The sequence below is a fragment of the Laedolimicola intestinihominis genome, from assembly GCF_040096155.1.
GTDB lineage: Bacteria > Bacillota > Clostridia > Lachnospirales > Lachnospiraceae > Laedolimicola > Laedolimicola intestinihominis.
On sequence record NZ_JBBMFE010000006.1, the window covers coordinates 154,695 to 172,211 of the forward strand.

Here is a 17,517-nt window from a genome sequence, read left to right on the forward strand (position 1 = left end):
GGAACTGCTATGAAAAGAGTGTTTCCGAATCAACGGACGCTGCTTATTTTTACGGGCGGACCGGGTACCGGTAAGAGTGGTACGGCTCGCCGTTTTCTGGAATATCTGGGAAATGACGATATCGTAAAAATCAGCTATGATGAGATAAAAGAGAAAAATTGGGATATCTTTGGTTTCGACAATGAGAAGCAGAAGGACAGGTTAAACTGGTGGTGTCTGGAGGAGTTCTATCTGACGATTCAGAAACGGATGTGGGAGAATAAAACCATTCTTATTGAGTATCCCTTTTATCAGCGCCATAAACCGAAGCTGGAGGAGCTGATTCAGGAATCCGGTTATGACGCGGTGACCGTGTATCTGTATACCGATCCGGAGACGGTCTATCGGCGGGGGGCAAAGCGGGATGAGGAGGGTGACAGACATCCGGGACATCTGCTGACCAGCTACCATAAGGAAACCTACCGGCCGGAGATGCTGCATTCCATATCCCGGGTTGCGCCAACCTTTGAAGAATTTACGGCGTCGATCAGCCATAAGGAATATAATATAAACCTGGGGCTGGATATACCGGTGGACGTGACGGATTTCAGTACCGTCAGCTATGAGGATATCTATCAGAAAATTCTGGCATATGAGAGTAAAGCCTGAGATGTAAAAGAAGGAGCGTGTCATCGTTTGATGACGCGCTCCTTCTTGCTCTATAGGAAATGCTGTGCTGCATTAAAACGTGAAAGTTGTGATTTCTATAGAGCAAAAAGCCCCTCCGGGGGATTGCACTGCGGCGGAATGGAATGCTGTCGCTAAAGCGACCCGCCGCAGGCGGAGAATCCTGCAGAGCAGGATTCTATTTTATGCCGGAAATCAAGTTTACAGCAGGTTAATACCGCATTTCGAGCATTTCTCCCGCACCTCATCCGGCCAGATGGATACCTGAACCTCGCCGATGTGAGCCTTGCGGAGATAGAACATGCAGATGCGGGACTGGCCGATACCGCCGCCGACGGTGTAGGGCAGTTTTTTCTCCAGAATGGCCTTCTGGAAGGGCAGCTTCGCTCGGTCCTCACAGCCGGAAAGCTTCAGCTGGCGTGCCAGGGAATCCTCGTCCACACGGATACCCATGGAGGACAGCTCCAGCGCGTGGCCCAGAACCGGGTACCACACGATGATATCGCCGTTCAAGTGCCAGTCGTCATAGTCCGGCGCCCGTCCATCGTGGGGTTCGCCATTTGCCAGCTTGTCTCCGATCTCCATGAGGAAGACAGCGCCCTTTTCCCGGGCAATGATATCCTCGCGCTCCTTGGGCGTCTTATCCGGGTAGAGATCCGCCAGCTCCTGGGTGGTGATGAAGAAGATTTCCTTCGGAAGAATCTCTTCGATGTAATCATAGCGGATAGCCATGTATTTCTCGGTTTTTTTCAGGGCCTTATAAACCTTGCGGACCGTCTCCTTCAGATATTCCACGTTGCGGTCCTCTTTCAGGATGATTTTCTCCCAATCCCACTGATCCACATAGATAGAATGAATGTTGTCGGTGTCCTCATCCCGGCGGATGGCGCTCATGTCGGTGTAGAGGCCTTCGCCGATGTGGAAGCCGTACTGCTTCAGGGCGTTGCGCTTCCATTTGGCAAGAGAGTGTACGATCTCAGCCGGACGCTCATTCTGCTCCCGGATGCCGAAGGTGACGGGGCGCTCCACGCCGTTCAGGTTGTCGTTCAGGCCGGATTCCGGGGTAACGAAAAGCGGCGCGGACACGCGCAGCAGGTAAAGCTGCTCTGCCAGGGACTGTTGGAAAAAGTCTTTGACTGTCTTGATGGCTACCTGGGTGTCATAGAGCCCCAGCGCCGGGGTATAATCCGTCGGTATGTACAGATGTTCCATAATCAGTTGCTCCTCATTCTTAAGATTTTAATGCGTTAATACGAAAAATATTTCGGCAAACAGAACCTGGCACATAAAAATTTAAAAATCACAAAGAAGTCTGAAAAAAACTCTTGCAATTGAAAAAAGATTGTGCTATATTTCTCGCATAAAAAAGTTTGTAACTGCTACAAACGATTATACTATAACGAAATGCAAAGAACAAGACTCGGATTTTCAGAGGCCGACAGGAATATGGCGTCACCGACTGAGAGCGTTATTTGGATTAGGAAATCATGATGTTACTTTTCACAGTCACTATCCCGTGTGGTAGTGTGAACGAAGTGAACAGTACCATCTCGGGAACACTTGGGAGCAGATCGGTCGAACCTGAATTTGCATAGCAGATTCGGACGTAGGCCGGTACGGAGCTGTCCACGTTACGGGCATAAAAGAGGAAATGTGAGCCTGACGAAAGAGCGGACGCATTTCAATGCGGGTGGTACCGCGGGATTTCTGTTGAATATGAAACCCCGTCCCGGAATAGGAATATTCCGGGACGGGGTTCTTTTTGCATAGCAGGAATTTCCTGCTATGCAAAAGCCCTCCAGGGGATCGCACTGCGGCGGAGTAGAAGGATGTCGCTTAGGCGACCCGCCGCAGGCGGAGAATCCTGCAGAGCAGGATTCTATTTGATACCTGCCCGGAAGAGCTTTAAGCCTGAAAAGGCAAATATTCGAAAGGTAGGTAAAAATGATGGAATTCATGACAGGAGTGAAAGAAAAGGAAACCGTAGATCTGGCGGCAGTGACCGCAGAGGGTATGGAAGGAAAGACGGTGAAAATTGAGGGAACCGTCCATACCATTCGCAACATGGGCGAGGTAGCCTTCCTTATCTTAAGGCGGCGTGACGGTCTTTTACAGTGTGTATTTGAGGAAGGCGTGACAGCCTTTGACCTGAAGACATTGAAAGAGGCGTCCAGTATCGTGGCAGAGGGAACGATTTACAAAGAGGAGCGCGCCCCTCACGGCGTGGAGCTTCGACTGACCGGCATCACCGTATTGTCTGAGCCGGCTGCGCCCATGCCGCTGCCTATTGCTAAATGGAAGCTTAACACTTCCCTGGACGCCAAGCTGAACCGCAGATCTATTTCCCTTCGGAACGTAAGAGAGCGTGCAAAGTTCCGGATTCAGGAGGGCGTGGTAAGAGCCTTCCGGGATTTCCTTTACAGCCAGGGCTTCACAGAAATTCACACCCCGAAGCTCGGAGCCAAGGGCGCTGAGGGCGGTTCCAACCTGTTCCGTCTGGATTATTTCCACCGCCCGGCTGTGCTGGCACAGAGCCCCCAGTTCTATAAGCAGATGATGGTAGGCGTGTTTGACCGTGTCTTCGAGACTGGCCCGGTATTCCGTGCGGAGAAGCACAATACCAAGCGCCACTTGAATGAGTATACCAGTCTGGATTTCGAGATGGGTTATATCGACGGTTTCGAGGACATTATGGCCATGGAGACCGGATTTATTCAGTACATGCTGGCCCTTCTGGAAAAGGATTATGCGTCGGAGCTTCAGATTCTCGGTATTACTTTACCGAAGGCTGACAGGATTCCGGCAGTCCGTTTCGATGAGGCAAAGCGCCTGGCTTCAGAGAAATACGGACACAAGATTCGCAACCCTTACGACCTGGAGCCGGAGGAGGAAGTGCTGATCGGACGTTATTTCAAAGAGGAGTACGGTTCTGACTTTGTATTTGTCACCCATTATCCGTCCAAGAAGCGTCCGTTCTACGCCATGGATGACCCGGCGGATCCGAAGTTCACCTTAAGTTTTGATCTGCTGTTCGATGGTCTGGAGATTACCACAGGCGGTCAGCGTATCCATGATTATCAGATGCTGCTTGACAAGATCGCGGCCAGAGGCATGACCGAGGAGGGCATGGAGCAGTATCTGGATACCTTCAAATACGGAATGCCGCCCCATGGAGGCCTGGGCATCGGTCTGGAGCGACTGACTATGAAGCTGGTGGGCGAGGACAACGTGCGGGAGACCACGCTGTTCCCGAGAGATTTAAGCAGACTAGAGCCTTAGCGTTAGCAATGAGCAGTGCAGCCTGCCATAAAAAACAGCGCGCCTGCTTGCAGGAAGCAATGATTTTTTATGGTAGGCTATAGGGCGAAGCCCGTAAAGCGAGGTTTTGCGAAGCAAAATCGAGCGTGCACTGCGAAGCAAAATTGCGCGTGCACTGCGGAGTAAAGGAGAAAAATATGGCAAACATTATTTCCGATGAAACCATTGAATATGTAGGCATTCTGGCGAAGCTGGAGCTCTCCGACGAGGAGAAAGAGGCGGCCAAGAAGGACATGGGCCGGATGCTGGATTATATCGATAAACTGAACGAGCTGGACACTGCAGGCGTGGAGCCCATGTCCCACGTATTTCCCGTGAGCAATGTGTTCCGGGAGGACGAGGTGGAAAATGGGGATGACCACAAGGAGATGCTGGCGAACGCGCCCAAGGTCAAGGACGGTATGTATATGGTACCGAAGACCGTAGAGTAGGAGGTGAGAGAGAATGGAATTTCGTGAAATGACAGCAGCGGAAATTGGACAGAAGATCAAGACCGGAGAAATGACAGCCGTGGACGCTGTAAAAGCAGCCCTGGCTGAGATAAAAAAACAGGATGAGGTTTTGAATAGCTTTGTCACCGTGGACGAAGAAGGAGCTCTGAAAAGAGCAAAAGAGGTGCAGAAGCACATCGACAACGGTGAACTGACCGGTCCGCTGGCAGGCGTTCCCATTGCCGTCAAGGACAACATGTGCACAAAGGGTCTTAAGACCACCTGCTCTTCCAAAATCCTGTATAACTTTGAGCCGACCTATTCTGCAGAGGCAGTTTTGAATCTGGAAAAAGCTGGAATGATTGTGATCGGCAAGACCAACATGGACGAGTTCGCCATGGGAAGCACCACCGAGACCTCTGCCTTTGGCGTTACCCGCAATCCCTGGAACACGGAGCATGTGCCGGGCGGTTCCTCAGGCGGATCCTGCGCGGCTGTGGCTTCCGGCGAAGCACCCTGCGCTCTGGGCTCCGATACCGGCGGATCCATCCGTCAGCCCAGCTCCTTCTGTGGTGTGACCGGCATCAAGCCCACCTACGGAACGGTATCCCGTTACGGTCTGATTGCCTATGGTTCTTCGCTGGACCAGATCGGACCGGTGGCAAAGGATGTGACGGACTGCGCGCTGCTTCTGGAGGCTATCGCTTCCTATGATAAGAAGGACAGCACTTCCGTGAAGCGGGAGTCCTATGACTTCACTTCCGCCTTAAAGGATGATGTGAAGGGCCTGCGCATTGGTATCCCGCGGGACTACTTTGGCGAAGGCCTGGATCCGGAGGTGGCGGCTGCAGTGAAGGTGGCAGCGAAGGTTCTGGAGGAGAAGGGCGCTGTCGTGGAAGAATTCGACTTAAGCCTGGTGGACTACGCCATCCCCGCTTACTATGTCATCGCTTCCGCCGAGGCCAGTTCCAACCTGGCCCGTTTTGACGGCGTGAAATACGGTTACCGCACCGAGGAGTACGAAGGTCTCCACAACATGTACAAGAAGACCCGTTCCGAGGGCTTCGGTCCCGAGGTCAAGCGCCGGATTATGTTGGGCTCCTTCGTCTTAAGCTCCGGTTACTATGATGCTTATTATCTGAAGGCCCTGCGCACCAAGGCTCTGATTCGTCAGACCTTTGACCGTGCCTTTGAAAAATATGACGTGATTCTGGGACCGGCGGCGCCGACCACTGCGCCGAAGCTGGGCGAGTCCCTGTCCGATCCGTTGCAGATGTATCTGGGCGATGTATATACCATTTCCGCGAATCTGGCCGGGCTTCCCGGTATTTGTCTGCCCTGCGGCATGGATTCCAAGGGACTGCCCATCGGTCTGCAGCTTCTGGGCGACTGCTTCAAAGAGGAGCATATCATCCGGGCAGCTTACGCATATGAGTGCAGCCGGGGCCAGACGGCCCTTGCAGGCAAGAGAGATTAGGAAGGAGTGGAGAAAATGAGTAAACAGTATGAGACCGTCATCGGTCTGGAGGTCCATGTAGAGCTGGCCACTAAAACCAAGATTTTCTGCTCCTGCAGCACCGCATTTGGAGGAGCGCCCAACACCCACACCTGCCCGGTGTGTACCGGTATGCCCGGTTCCCTGCCGGTGCTGAACAAGAAGGTGGTAGAGTACGCCATGGCTGTAGGTCTGGCCACCAACTGTACCATTACCCGTCACAGTAAATTTGACCGGAAGAACTATTTCTATCCTGATAACCCCCAGAACTACCAGATTTCTCAGCTGTATGCGCCTATTTGCAGAAATGGTTATGTGGAAATCGAGACGGAGACCGGTGTGAAGAAAATCGGCATCCATGAGATTCACATGGAGGAGGACGCCGGAAAGCTGATTCACGATGAATGGGAAGACTGTTCGTTAGTGGATTATAACCGAAGCGGCGTGCCGCTGATCGAGATCGTGTCCGAACCGGATATGCGAAGCGCGGAAGAAGTCATTGCTTATCTGGATAAGCTGCGTCTGATCATTCAGTATCTGGGTGCGTCTGACTGCAAGCTCCAGGAGGGCTCCATGCGTGCGGATGTGAACCTGTCCGTCCGTGAGGTGGGCACGGAGAAATTCGGTACCCGTACTGAAATGAAGAACCTGAACTCCTTCAAGGCCATTGGCCGCGCCATCGAGGGCGAGCGCCAGCGTCAGATTGAACTGCTGGAGGAGGGCAAACAGGTCATCCAGGAGACACGCCGCTGGGATGATAATAAAGAGAGCTCCCACGCCATGCGTTCCAAGGAGGACGCCCAGGATTACCGTTATTTCCCGGAGCCTGACCTGGTGCCCATCGATATCAGCGAGGAGTGGCTTCAGGAAATTAAGGCCCGTCAGCCGGAGCTGCGGACTGAGAAGCTGAAGCGCTACAAGGAGGAGTTTGAGATTCCCGATTATGACGCGCGGATTCTGACAGGTTCCAAGCAGATGGCGGATATGTTCGAGGCGGCAACAGCCATCTGTAAGAAGCCGAAGAAGGTATCCAACTGGCTGATGGTGGAGACTATGCGTCTCTTAAAAGAGGCCGGACAGGAGCCCGAGGATATGAAGTTTTCCCCGGAGCATCTGGCGAAGCTTATCGAGCTTGCGGACGCAGGAACCATCAACAGCAGTGTAGCCAAAGAGGTCTTTGAGCATATCTTCCGTGAGGATGTGGATCCGGAGAAGTATGTGGAGGAGAAGGGCCTGAAGACAGTCAACGACGAGGGCGCCCTGCGTGAAACCATCGAACGCATCGTGGCGGCCAATCCCCAGTCCGTAGCCGATTACAAGGGCGGCAAGGAGAAGGCTCTGGGCTTCCTGGTGGGTCAGACCATGAAAGAGATGAAAGGAAAGGCAAACCCGGGTAAAGTCAATGAGATTCTGAAGGAATTATTGAAATAATGTAACTGCTCAATACCTGGCCAGTTACACGGAATTGACCAGTTGCGAAATAATTGCGAAAATTCAAATGAAGTTCTGCAAAGAAAAAAGGGGAGCTGCTTCGTGAAATATCACAGAAGCGGCGTCCCCTTTTTTCTAATCTGCTTTTAATTACGATGCTTTCTTTCTAGTCAGAATCCACGGTGTCTGTATAATAGAAAAAGGCACATGATTTACGGCTGATTATAATTTGGTTACGTTGGTAGCCTGCGGTCCCTTTGCTCCGTCAACAACGTCAAACTCTACAGCCTGACCCTCTTCCAGAGACTTGAATCCATCAGATTTAATGCCGGAGAAGTGTACGAAAATATCGTTTCCCTGCTCGTCAGAGATGAATCCGTAACCCTTCTGGTTGTTGAACCACTTAACTGTACCTTTGTTCATTGTGATACCTCCAAAATAATTAAAAAAGGTTTATTACCGCGTTAATGCGGCTGGGTTTAGAGTATCACAAACGGCAATCGGTGTCAATCAAAAACGGGGAGAAAGATTGACTTTTTTCGGGCATTTGAGTACACTTGACAGAGTAGAAATCCTACAGGGCAAATCAGAAAACGGAGGCGGATTTTTGATGTTTGGAGAGTGTCATGCCCATGTGATCATGGATGGAAAAAATTATAAGGCGGCGGTGGCGATACATAAGGAGAAGCCAGACGAGGGAGCCATTCGGGAGCATCTGACGGCCTGGCAGCAGGCGGGTATCACCTTTGTGCGGGACGGCGGCGACGCTTACGGCGTGTCGGAGCGGGCCAGAGAGCTGGCAGGGGAATATGGCATCGATTATCGGTCGCCCATTTTCGCTATTCATAAAAGGGGACATTACGGCGGCATCGTTGGTTTGCCTTACGATGATCACCAGGGCTACCGGGATCTGGTGAAAACGGCGAAGCTGCGTGGCGCGGATTTTGTTAAAATTATGATCAGCGGGATTATGGAGTTTGACACCTTTGGAAAGCTGACAGAGGAAGGGCTGGAAGCCGATGAGATTGCGTATCTGATCGGAACAGCTCACGACGCCGGGCTTCGGGTCATGGCCCATGGAAATGGAGACGCGGTGGCGCAGGCGGCTCTGAACGCAGGAGTAGACACTCTGGAGCATGGCAATTATATGGAAGAAGAAACCCTCTGTCAGTTGGCGGAAAGTGAGACCATCTGGGTGCCCACCTTCTCCCCCATCGGCAATCTCGTCGGCTGTGGACGATTCCCGGACGAGCAGGTAAGGGCTATCCTGAAACGGCAGCAGGAGGCAGTACAGTTTGCTTTCGAGCGCGGCGCGCGGATTGGCCTGGGCAGTGATTCCGGCGCATATCTTGTGTCCCATGGGCAGGGACTTATGGATGAGTATGCGTTTATGAAGGAGGCCGTGGGCCGGGAAAATGTGGGGGCTCTGGATCGGAGACTGGCGGAATCGGAGAAGTGGATTCGGAAAGAAATGAAAGCCAGAAAAGTCTGAGCTCATACAGAAAGGAAACGCGCAGTTTATGAGAAACATAAAAATCAATATTCAATACGACGGCACCCGGTACAGCGGCTGGCAGAGTCAGGAACACGACGAAAATACCATTCAAGGCAAGCTGACAGCCGTACTGAGACGTCTGCTGGAGGAAGAGACAGAACTGGCCGGCTCGGGCCGCACCGACGCAGGCGTTCACGCTCTGGGGCAGGTGGCGAATTTTAAGACATGTTCCTGTATGTCCTGCGAAGAAATTCTGGAAAAGCTGAATCATTATCTGCCTGAGGACATCGCAGTGATTTCTGCGGAAGAGATGGATGGACGCTTCCACAGTCGCCTGAACGCTGTACGGAAGACCTACAGCTATCGTATTTGGAATAGTTCTGTTCACAATGTCTTCGAGCGGCGTTATACCTGGTTCATCGAACAGCCGCTGGACGTGTCTGCCATGCGCCGAGCTGCTGCGGAGCTTACCGGAACCCATGATTTTCGGGCGTTCAGCTCCATCAAACGGGGCAAAAAATCCACGGTTCGCACCATCGAGTCCATCGACATCGACCAGGATGGCTCTGCCATAACGCTTTCCTTTACTGGAAATGGGTTCCTCTATCATATGGTCAGAATTCTCACCGGAACGCTGGTGGAAGTGGGGCTTCATAAGAAAACGCCGGAAGATATGAAGAGGATTCTGGCGTCCCTGAGCCGCGAGCAAGCAGGCGTCATGGCTCCGGCGCAGGGACTGTTTCTGATGGAGGTGGAATATCAGTAAGAAAAGGACGCCGAAAAAGCGTCCTTTTATCATTTGTTTATAATTCTTCTCTGCAGAAATAGCAGGTATAATTTCCGGGATCTGCGCCCTTTGGAATCAGATTATCCGCTGCGCAGTAGCCGCAGCGGCAGACTTTTTTGCCCTCGGGAACAGGCATCCATTCTTCATACCGCTCGCCTGCATTATGCGGGGCCCGGTAACGCCTGGTGGGTTCAATAAAGGAACGGGCGGAGGTTTCTGCGTCGGAAGCTTCTTTTCCCGGATTTGGCCGGTTAGGAACAGCTGTTTTTGTTTTCTCAGGACGGGGCGTCCAGCCGGTTTTCTGTTTCTTTGCAGCCGGCTTGTTTGGCACTGGCGGCTTATAAGACGGCGTCGCAGGTTTGCTTCCTACCGGGGGCGGTGTGGCTCCCTGGGAAGTCTGCTGTTTTCGCTGTCTGTTTCTCTTAGAATCCAGAATAGCGCGGAAAATCACAATAAATATAATAATTTCAAAAATGAAACCAAACATAAATATTCACCTCGGTTAGAATAATTTGTTGTTCCCAGCCATGCTGCGTCAGAAAGGCTTCAGCTTCCGGAGATCGTTATTTAAAATCAGTTCCGTTGGAAAATGCAGCTCTTCCAGAAGCCGGTGCGTGTTCCGCATTGCTGCATTCTATTGTGACGGGCTGATCTCAGTATAATTTAAAATTGGGGAGAACGCAAGATATGTGGGGAGAGGAATGCACGTTTTTTTATTCAGGGTATAGTATATAGTATTCGAAAAAGGAGGCCTCCATTATGAAAAAGCAACATACTACCATATTAACTGCATCCCTCGCAGGCATACTCCTGCTCGGCAGCCTGGCAGCCGCAGGCTGCGGCAATTCGGGCAGCGCCGCAACCGATGATCTGACAAAGGTTACGTTAAACGAAGTAGCCCATTCCATTTTCTATGCACCTCAGTACGTGGCCATCGAAAACGGCTACTTCGCTGAAGAGGGCATCGACCTCGAGCTGGTTACCGGCTTTGGAGCCGACAAAACCATGACCGCCGTCCTCTCCGGTGAAGCCGACATCGGCTTCATGGGCTCTGAGTCATCCATCTACGTATATAGCCAGAATCCCGACGACTACATTGTCAACTTTGCCCAGCTTACCCAGCGCGCCGGGAACTTCCTGGTGGCAAGGCAGCCAATGGCGGACTTTGAATGGGTGGATTTGAAGAGTAAGGATATTCTGGGAGGACGGAAGGGTGGCATGCCCCAAATGGTCTTCGAATATATCCTGAAAAAGCACAACCTTGACCCCGCCACCGATATGAATATTGATCAGAGTATTGATTTCGGTTCTACCGCTGCTGCATTTTCCGGTGGGCAGGGGGACTTTACCGTAGAGTTTGAGCCGGGTGCGTCTACGCTGGAGAAGGAAGGAAAAGGCTATGTGGTGGCTTCCCTGGGCGTGGATTCCGGTTATGTGCCCTACACAGCTTACAGCGCAAAGCAGAGCTATCTGAACGCTCACCCAGAAATCATTCAGGGTTTCACCAATGCGCTTCAGAAGGGAATGGACTATGTACAGAGCCACACCCCGGCGGAGATTGCAAAAGTCATCGCGCCCCAGTTTGCGGAGACGGATCTGGAAGATATTACCACCATCGTAACCCGCTATTATGAGCAGGATACCTGGAAGAATAACCTGATTTTTGAAAAAAGGAGCTTTGAGCTTCTGCAGGATATTCTGGCAGAGGCTGGTGAATTAGGTGAGCGCGTGCCTTATGAAAAACTGGTGACGACAGAATACGCAGAAAAAGCAGCAGGAAAATAGAAAATAAAGCAAACCGGCATGCCGACCCCAAAGATCGGCATGCCGGTTTGCATAAGATAAGCAGAACAAATACATTAATCTTTTCGAATCGTATATTCATCACATACCGTCCAGTTGTCCACCCGGTAAGTCTGAAAATGCAGCTCCTGTTCAGTGATATCAAATCGCATGGCAACCGGAAAATGCTCTTTTTCCACGAAAACTACCCGAATATCCGGATCCGGCTCATGGTACAGACAGCCGCTGGATGTACCGCAGGTCACATAGAGCGTACCTTCCGGATTCACTACAGTGCTGCCGGGTTCGTAATCGTAATCATTGTATGACTCGCAGTCCCGGTTCATAAAGGCTGCCCGGGAATAAATGTGATCGTGCGCGCTGAGCACCAGATCGATATCATTGTCGGCGGCAATGCGGGCCAGATATTCTTTTGTATTGGTATGGCTGTCCTGAGCAGAATAGGGTGAATAGTGCTGCACCAGAATTTTCCAGCGGACATCCGGATGCTCTGCCGTTACCTGGGCTGCAAATTGTTCGTGGACAGTCTCTCCCTGGCTGGTATTGCTGTTCAGAACGAGGAAGAGAACGTTATTTCGGATAAAATAGTAATCCCCATCCTGGTCATACTGACTTTGTCCAAGGGAAGAACGGTTGGGGACATTGAAGTGTTCATAGAAATACTGGTCGCCGGGGTGACCGTTTTCTTCCAGAGAGTAATCATTGGGTACGTCATGGTTTCCTACTACTGGAGCCAGCGCGATTCGGTAGAGCGGAAGATGCTCCAGATAGAGTCGATAATGCTCTTCACTTCCGAAATCAGCCACCTGATCCCCCAGATGGAAGAGAAAATTTGCATCCGGCACATAGGAAATAATGCGGCTCAGGACACTGTCCCAACGTTCAGCGGTAACCGATGCGTCCTCCATATCAGACTGCCCAATCTGAGCGTCTGCGGTGACAAGAAAAGTTAGCTTATCCGGATTGTCCGTCGGAGCGTGATAGGAATAAACCGGAGACCAGCCGTCGTCATTGCCCACCTGATAAGTGTAGGAGGCAGAGGCATTGATGCCGGTTACGGAAGCTTTATTTACATAATATCCGGAAACGGTCGCAGAGGCAGAGGTCCGGGCTTCAAAAGTCTGCATTTCGCCGGAGGAATTGGTCCATTTTATCATTCCGGCAGAAGCACTGGGGGAAAGCCAGTTAAAACGAAGTTCGTCTGATGAAGCGCCGATTTCCAGAGAAAGATCCCGGATAGAGGTAGTGCTCAATAGTGGCGCGCTTTCGTAATCCGGCAGAAAAGCAGCCAGCTGTTCTTCCGGAGTTAAAATAGTGTTTTCAGAAACAGCCGTATCATCCGTATTCGATTCTTCTGAGCCATCAGGCGTTTCCGAGGGGGAAGCCTCAATGTGTTCCTCGAGCGGGGTGGAATTTGCAGAAGTCTCGTCTGAAACTGTCTTTGTATCTTTGATCAGCCGAAAAATGGTCAGAATGATTAAAAGGAACAGAACTACGCCGGTAATCAGAACGCCTGGTGGAAGCTGCTTCTTTTTTCTTGCCATAAATAAACCCTCCTTCTTTGTATAGATATTCAGTATAGCATAAAAAACCGTGTAAAATAATTAAGGTTTTATAAAATCCAATGATCTTCTGGACTTTAAAATTTTACTGTGCTAAAATAAATATATTAAGGACAAAACAAAGAAGGGGAATGTCATGAACAAGAAAATTAGAACGGAAGCCGTTGATTTTCTGTTTGACGCGATTTTGAGTCTTCAGAATAAGGAAGAGTGCTATACATTTTTCGAGGATGTATGCACGATCAATGAGTTACTTTCTCTTTCACAGCGCTTCGAGGTCGCGAAGATGCTGCGGGAGCAGAAGACCTATCTGGAGATAGCTGAGAAGACGGGAGCTTCCACAGCAACCATCAGTCGTGTAAACCGTTCACTGAATTACGGTGAGGATGGATACGACATGGTATTTGAGCGTCTCGAGAAAAAAGAAAAATAAAGGGAGCGAAAGATGAAGATTTCAACAAAGGGGCGCTATGCGCTCCGTTTTATGCTGGATCTGGCTGCCCATGGCGAAGGCCGCTACGTGCCGTTGAAGGAGATATCGGCGCGACAGGGGGTTTCCTTAAAATACCTGGAACAGATAGTATCTCAGTTCGGAAAACTGGGACTTCTGGAAAGCGTCCGTGGACCGCAGGGTGGCTATCGTCTGGCAAAACTGCCAAAGGATTACACAGTGGGTGAGATCCTGCGGTATGCGGAAGGCGAGCTGGCTCCGGTGGCCTGCCTGGAGCAGGAGGTCAATACCTGCCCCCGCCAGGCTGAATGTGCGACTCTGCCGTTCTGGCAAGGGCTTTACAAGGTGATTACCGAATATGTGGACAGTGTGACCTTGGAAGATCTGCTGGAGCAGCAACGGGAACGATCCGGCAGCGAATTTTATATCTGAGAAAATAGCGTAGAACAGGAAAACCCGGCGATTGCCGGGTTTTCCTTATGTTCCGTATTAATTTAAAGCTTTTTTCAGCTTCCGGATAAACTCCGGCGTTGTACCGCAGCATCCGCCGAGAATTGACGCGCCTGCCGCTTTGAGTTTCAGCATGCTCTTAGCGAACTCTTCCGGTTCCATGCTGTAGACAGCTTCACCGGTTTCAGGAGAAATGGTGGGCATGCCCGCGTTGGGTTTTGCGATAACCGGAATGGATACACGCTGCCGGATGCCTGCGATCACAGATTCCAGCTGATCCGGGCCGGTGGAGCAGTTGCAGCCTACCGCGAAGGCGCCCATGGCTTCCAGTTCCTCCACGGTGTCAAATATATTTCCGCCGAAGAACAGGCTGCCGTCCGCTTCCATGGTCAGGGTACAGAAGACGGGCAGGTCGCAGACGGACTGAGCAGCGTCCAGGATAACCAGTGTTTCATTGGAGGCCAGCATGGTTTCGGCCACCAAAAGATCCACGCCGGCATCTGCCAGACAGGAAATCTGTTTCTTATAGGATTCATATAAATCTTCATAGTTCATGGGGCCCAGCGGTTCCATGAGTTTACCGGTGGTAGTCAGATCTCCGGCCACCAGAACCTGATCGCCGACGGCTTTCCGGGACAGGCCCACCAAGGTATGGTTCAGCCGTTCCGTCTCGGCTGCCAGTCCGTGGGTGGCGAGACTGAGTGGATTGGCCATAAAAGTGGGGGCGTAGACGATGTCGGAGCCTGCCTCCGCATAGGCTTTCTGTAGTTCCATAATTGCGTCCGGATGCTCAGCTACCCATTGTTCGGTGCAGATACCCTTTGGCATACCGGCCTTCATCAGGTTGGAGCCTGTGGCTCCGTCCAGAATCAGCGTTCCATTTCCAAGGCGTTTTGTCAGATCTTCTTTTGTCATCATGTGCCTCCTTTTATCCGGATACTGCCTGAAGCAGCATATTTAGTTTTATGATAGTGGAAATCAGGTTGTCCGTCAAGAAACTTTGGAGAAAAATAGTGAGATAGGGGAAATCGGTACTTGCATGGAAAAATTCCCCGTGCTATACTGTAACACGCAGGTAAAGCAGGTGTTCGCGGCTGGCAGGCCGAAAGGTGCCAGGTGAGGAAAGTCCGGGCTCCACAGGGCAGGACGCCGGATAACGTCCGGCGGAGGCAACTCCAGGGACAGTACAACAGAAATGAACCGCGGCTGCGTTTGCAGACGTAAGGGTGGAAAGGCAGTGTAAGAGACTACCGTCCGTCTGGTAACAGGCGGAGCCATGTAAACCCCGTCCGGAGCAAGACCGAAACGAGACATAACCCGGCCCGGGTGTCTCAGGTGGGTCGCTTGAGCCTGTCGGTGACGATAGGACTAGATAGATGAACATCCAATGACATAACCCGGCTTATCGCTTTGCCTTGACGAAAAACGGCGGGCCAGCCGGAAAAAATTTTCCACGCTCGGGGACAAATTAGCCCCTCCTTAGGAAAGTTTTTTCCGGCTGGTCCGCCGTTTTTCTGGTTTTCATCTGTATTTAATTAGTGCATATGTAAGTCGCAGTCATCGTGCATGTCGTGAAAATGGTCCGGATCCGGCATCGCTCCGATGTTCTGGGTGTTCAGGGTGCGGCGCTTCAGGCGCTGGTCTTCGGACTGCTGGAGGATGAAGTCTTTGATGGCGCGGGCGTTTTTGATGTGAGCGAGCTCCAGCTTGGGATGGGTGACGTCGCCGGTGTTGCAGATGACGGTGCCCAAGCCCATGATGCGCTCGAAGAGGCTGGTGGTCAGGGTTACGTCCTGGATTTTGTACATGTAGCAGTCGTCTTCTTTGCGGTTCAGGAAGCCTTCGTCGATGGTGACGATCTCTTCGTTTATCGTATAGGTGGTAAAGGTAAAGGGCAGTCCTAAGAATACCCAACGTTTTTTCTCTTTGAATTCCATAATGAATACCTCGCTTTCCGGCAGGAATCTCCCCGTCAAGAAAAGTATACTTGAAAAAGTACAATTTTGCAAAAGATATTTGTTGAAATCCGCAAAAGTTTGATGTAATATATTACGAGATAAAAATTAACAAAGCCAAATGGGAGGTTATTATGAGACATCTAATGAGCCCGTTGGATTTTTCCGTGGAAGAAGTGGAGAAGGTTTTGGACCTTGCCAGCGACATTGAGAAGAATCCTGCAAAATACGCGCATGCCTGTGACGGAAAGGTTCTGGCGACGTTATTTTATGAACCGAGTACAAGAACAAGACTTAGTTTCGAATCTGCTATGATCCATTTAGGTGGTCAGGTCTTAGGATTTTCCAGTGCGGCGTCCAGTTCCGCATCCAAGGGAGAAAGTGTTTCCGATACAATTCGTATGATTTCCTGTTATGCTGACATATGTGCGATGCGGCACCCGAAAGAGGGAGCTCCGATGGTAGCGTCCGCAGTTTCCGGTATTCCTGTGATCAACGCAGGCGATGGCGGCCATCAGCATCCGACCCAGACCCTGACGGACCTGATGACCATTCGTTCTTTGAAAGGGCGTCTCGATCACATTACCATCGGTCTCTGCGGCGACCTGAAGTTTGGGCGTACGGTGCATTCTCTGGTAAAAGCGCTGGTTCGTTATGAAAATGTGCGCTTTGTATTCATTTCCCCGGAGGAGCTGCGGATTCCCAGCTACATCCGTGAGGAGGTACTGGACGCCAACGGTCAGAATTATAAGGAAGTGGAACGTTTGGAGGACGTGATCGGCGACCTGGATCTGCTGTATATGACCCGTGTTCAGCAGGAGCGTTTCTTCAACGAGGAGGATTATATCCGTCTGAAGGATTTCTACATCCTGAACAAGGAGAAAATGGCTCTGGCCAAGCCGGATATGCTGGTTCTGCATCCGCTGCCCAGAGTCAATGAGATTTCCGTCGAGGTGGACAATGATCCGCGGGCCGCTTATTTCAAGCAGGTACAGTATGGCGTCTATGTACGTATGGCGCTGATTCTCACACTTCTGGAGGTGAATGTATAATGTCAATGTTAAGCGTAGGACGTATCTCCGAGGGCTTTGTGCTGGATCACATTCAGGCGGGCAAGAGTATGGAGATATACAAATATCTGAACCTGGACAAGCTGGACTGCACCGTGGCGATTATCAAGAATGCCCGCAGCGGCAAGATGGGAAAGAAGGATCTGATGAAAATCGAGTGTCCGATTGATTATATTGATATGGATGTGCTGGGTTTCATCGACCATAATATCACCGTCAATATCGTAAAAGACGAGAAGGTCACGGAGAAGAAGACCCTGACCCTTCCCAAGGAGATTCGCAATATCGTAAAGTGCAAGAATCCCCGCTGCATCACTTCCATTGAGCAGGAGCTGGATCAGGTATTTGTCCTGACCGACCCGCGCAAAGAGGTGTACCGCTGCAAGTACTGTGAGGAAAAGTACAAGAGAAAATAGTCTAAAATGTGCAAAAAAATCCGTTTATCCTGAAAAAATGTGGATAAACGGATTTTTTATGGAATAGGAAATTCCGATAGAATTCCCTATTCCAGAAAAAATATTATCGCACTCGGCGCAGCGGTAGATGGTTGCTGAAGCAACCGCGCCTCGGCGCGAGAATGTGCCAACGGCACATTCTTTTTTA

18 protein-coding genes and 1 other RNA gene are annotated in these 17,517 nt (G+C 51.0%); 13 read left to right on the forward strand and 6 right to left on the reverse strand.

The genetic code is table 11. The features are described from left to right. Positions 1–9 precede the first annotated feature (9 nt). Positions 10–648: an AAA family ATPase gene (locus tag WMO29_RS08620; RefSeq protein WP_178039589.1), complete on the forward strand. Its 639-nt coding sequence runs from the start codon at positions 10–12 to the stop codon at positions 646–648. Between the two features lie 219 nt (positions 649–867). Here the strand turns inward: WMO29_RS08620 and asnA are convergent, their stop codons facing one another. After that, positions 868–1,878: an aspartate--ammonia ligase gene (gene asnA, locus WMO29_RS08625; protein ID WP_349164516.1), complete on the reverse strand. Its 1,011-nt coding sequence runs from the start codon at positions 1,876–1,878 to the stop codon at positions 868–870. 735 nt (positions 1,879–2,613) lie between these two features. Between asnA and aspS the strand changes: the two genes are divergently transcribed. The 4 genes from aspS (at position 2,614) to gatB (ending at position 7,341) form a co-directional block, all read left to right on the forward strand. Beyond that, a complete protein-coding gene (gene aspS, locus WMO29_RS08630; protein WP_349164531.1) occupies positions 2,614–3,945 on the forward strand; it encodes an aspartate--tRNA(Asn) ligase in 1,332 nt (443 codons plus the stop codon). 176 nt (positions 3,946–4,121) lie between these two features. After that, positions 4,122–4,415, forward strand: coding sequence for an Asp-tRNA(Asn)/Glu-tRNA(Gln) amidotransferase subunit GatC (gene gatC, locus WMO29_RS08635; RefSeq protein WP_349164518.1), 294 nt, complete (start codon positions 4,122–4,124; stop codon positions 4,413–4,415). A 13-nt stretch (positions 4,416–4,428) separates the two neighbouring features. Then, positions 4,429–5,892 (forward strand): Asp-tRNA(Asn)/Glu-tRNA(Gln) amidotransferase subunit GatA, encoded by a 1,464-nt coding sequence (gatA, locus tag WMO29_RS08640; RefSeq protein ID WP_349164519.1) that lies wholly within the window; start codon positions 4,429–4,431, stop codon positions 5,890–5,892. A 15-nt stretch (positions 5,893–5,907) separates the two neighbouring features. After that, on the forward strand, positions 5,908–7,341 hold the full coding sequence (gene gatB, locus WMO29_RS08645; protein ID WP_349164520.1) for an Asp-tRNA(Asn)/Glu-tRNA(Gln) amidotransferase subunit GatB: 1,434 nt from the start codon (positions 5,908–5,910) through the stop codon (positions 7,339–7,341). Between the two features lie 222 nt (positions 7,342–7,563). On the opposite strand, the gene WMO29_RS08650 is transcribed toward gatB, so the two are convergent. Next, positions 7,564–7,764, reverse strand: coding sequence for a cold-shock protein (locus WMO29_RS08650; RefSeq protein WP_349164521.1), 201 nt, complete (start codon positions 7,762–7,764; stop codon positions 7,564–7,566). 187 nt (positions 7,765–7,951) lie between these two features. On the opposite strand from WMO29_RS08650, the gene WMO29_RS08655 reads away from it, so the two are divergent. Both WMO29_RS08655 and truA read left to right on the forward strand, forming a co-directional pair. Next, on the forward strand, positions 7,952–8,833 hold the full coding sequence (locus WMO29_RS08655; RefSeq protein ID WP_349164532.1) for an amidohydrolase family protein: 882 nt from the start codon (positions 7,952–7,954) through the stop codon (positions 8,831–8,833). A gap of 28 nt (positions 8,834–8,861) precedes the next feature. Then, a complete protein-coding gene (truA, locus tag WMO29_RS08660; RefSeq protein WP_349164522.1) occupies positions 8,862–9,602 on the forward strand; it encodes a tRNA pseudouridine(38-40) synthase TruA in 741 nt (246 codons plus the stop codon). Between the two features lie 37 nt (positions 9,603–9,639). Here the strand turns inward: truA and WMO29_RS08665 are convergent, their stop codons facing one another. After that, positions 9,640–10,110, reverse strand: coding sequence for a hypothetical protein (locus WMO29_RS08665; RefSeq protein ID WP_349164523.1), 471 nt, complete (start codon positions 10,108–10,110; stop codon positions 9,640–9,642). 272 nt (positions 10,111–10,382) lie between these two features. On the opposite strand from WMO29_RS08665, the gene WMO29_RS08670 reads away from it, so the two are divergent. After that, positions 10,383–11,408: an ABC transporter substrate-binding protein gene (locus WMO29_RS08670; RefSeq protein ID WP_349164525.1), complete on the forward strand. Its 1,026-nt coding sequence runs from the start codon at positions 10,383–10,385 to the stop codon at positions 11,406–11,408. Positions 11,409–11,482: 74 nt separating this feature from the next. On the opposite strand, the gene WMO29_RS08675 is transcribed toward WMO29_RS08670, so the two are convergent. Then, a complete protein-coding gene (locus WMO29_RS08675; RefSeq protein ID WP_349164526.1) occupies positions 11,483–12,970 on the reverse strand; it encodes a purple acid phosphatase family protein in 1,488 nt (495 codons plus the stop codon). A 154-nt stretch (positions 12,971–13,124) separates the two neighbouring features. Here WMO29_RS08675 and WMO29_RS08680 point away from each other — a divergent pair, with 154 nt between their 5' ends. Further along, on the forward strand, positions 13,125–13,421 hold the full coding sequence (locus WMO29_RS08680) for a YerC/YecD family TrpR-related protein (RefSeq protein WP_178038280.1): 297 nt from the start codon (positions 13,125–13,127) through the stop codon (positions 13,419–13,421). A gap of 12 nt (positions 13,422–13,433) precedes the next feature. Beyond that, positions 13,434–13,871 carry an Rrf2 family transcriptional regulator gene (locus WMO29_RS08685; protein WP_178038281.1) on the forward strand — a complete coding sequence of 146 codons (438 nt, stop codon included), beginning with the start codon at positions 13,434–13,436 and terminating at the stop codon, positions 13,869–13,871. A 57-nt stretch (positions 13,872–13,928) separates the two neighbouring features. Here WMO29_RS08685 and WMO29_RS08690 read toward each other — a convergent pair whose 3' ends face one another. Further along, positions 13,929–14,807: a homocysteine S-methyltransferase family protein gene (locus tag WMO29_RS08690; RefSeq protein WP_349164527.1), complete on the reverse strand. Its 879-nt coding sequence runs from the start codon at positions 14,805–14,807 to the stop codon at positions 13,929–13,931. A gap of 154 nt (positions 14,808–14,961) precedes the next feature. On the opposite strand from WMO29_RS08690, the gene rnpB reads away from it, so the two are divergent. Continuing rightward, positions 14,962–15,310, forward strand: an RNA gene (gene rnpB / locus WMO29_RS08695) — RNase P RNA component class A. A gap of 114 nt (positions 15,311–15,424) precedes the next feature. Here the strand turns inward: rnpB and WMO29_RS08700 are convergent. Then, entirely contained in the window at positions 15,425–15,865 is a 441-nt protein-coding gene (locus WMO29_RS08700; RefSeq protein WP_435391128.1) for a PH domain-containing protein, read from the reverse strand. 113 nt (positions 15,866–15,978) lie between these two features. On the opposite strand from WMO29_RS08700, the gene pyrB reads away from it, so the two are divergent. Together pyrB and WMO29_RS08710 are read left to right on the forward strand one after the other, a co-directional pair. After that, the gene (gene pyrB, locus WMO29_RS08705) at positions 15,979–16,896 is read left to right on the forward strand and encodes an aspartate carbamoyltransferase (RefSeq protein ID WP_178038282.1); all 918 of its coding nucleotides are present in this window, start codon (positions 15,979–15,981) and stop codon (positions 16,894–16,896) included. Then, complete coding sequence (locus WMO29_RS08710; protein ID WP_178038283.1) at positions 16,896–17,330, forward strand: aspartate carbamoyltransferase regulatory subunit; 435 nt, start codon at positions 16,896–16,898, stop codon at positions 17,328–17,330. The genes pyrB and WMO29_RS08710 overlap by 1 nt, the downstream gene beginning before the upstream one ends. Positions 17,331–17,517: the final 187 nt, after the last annotated feature.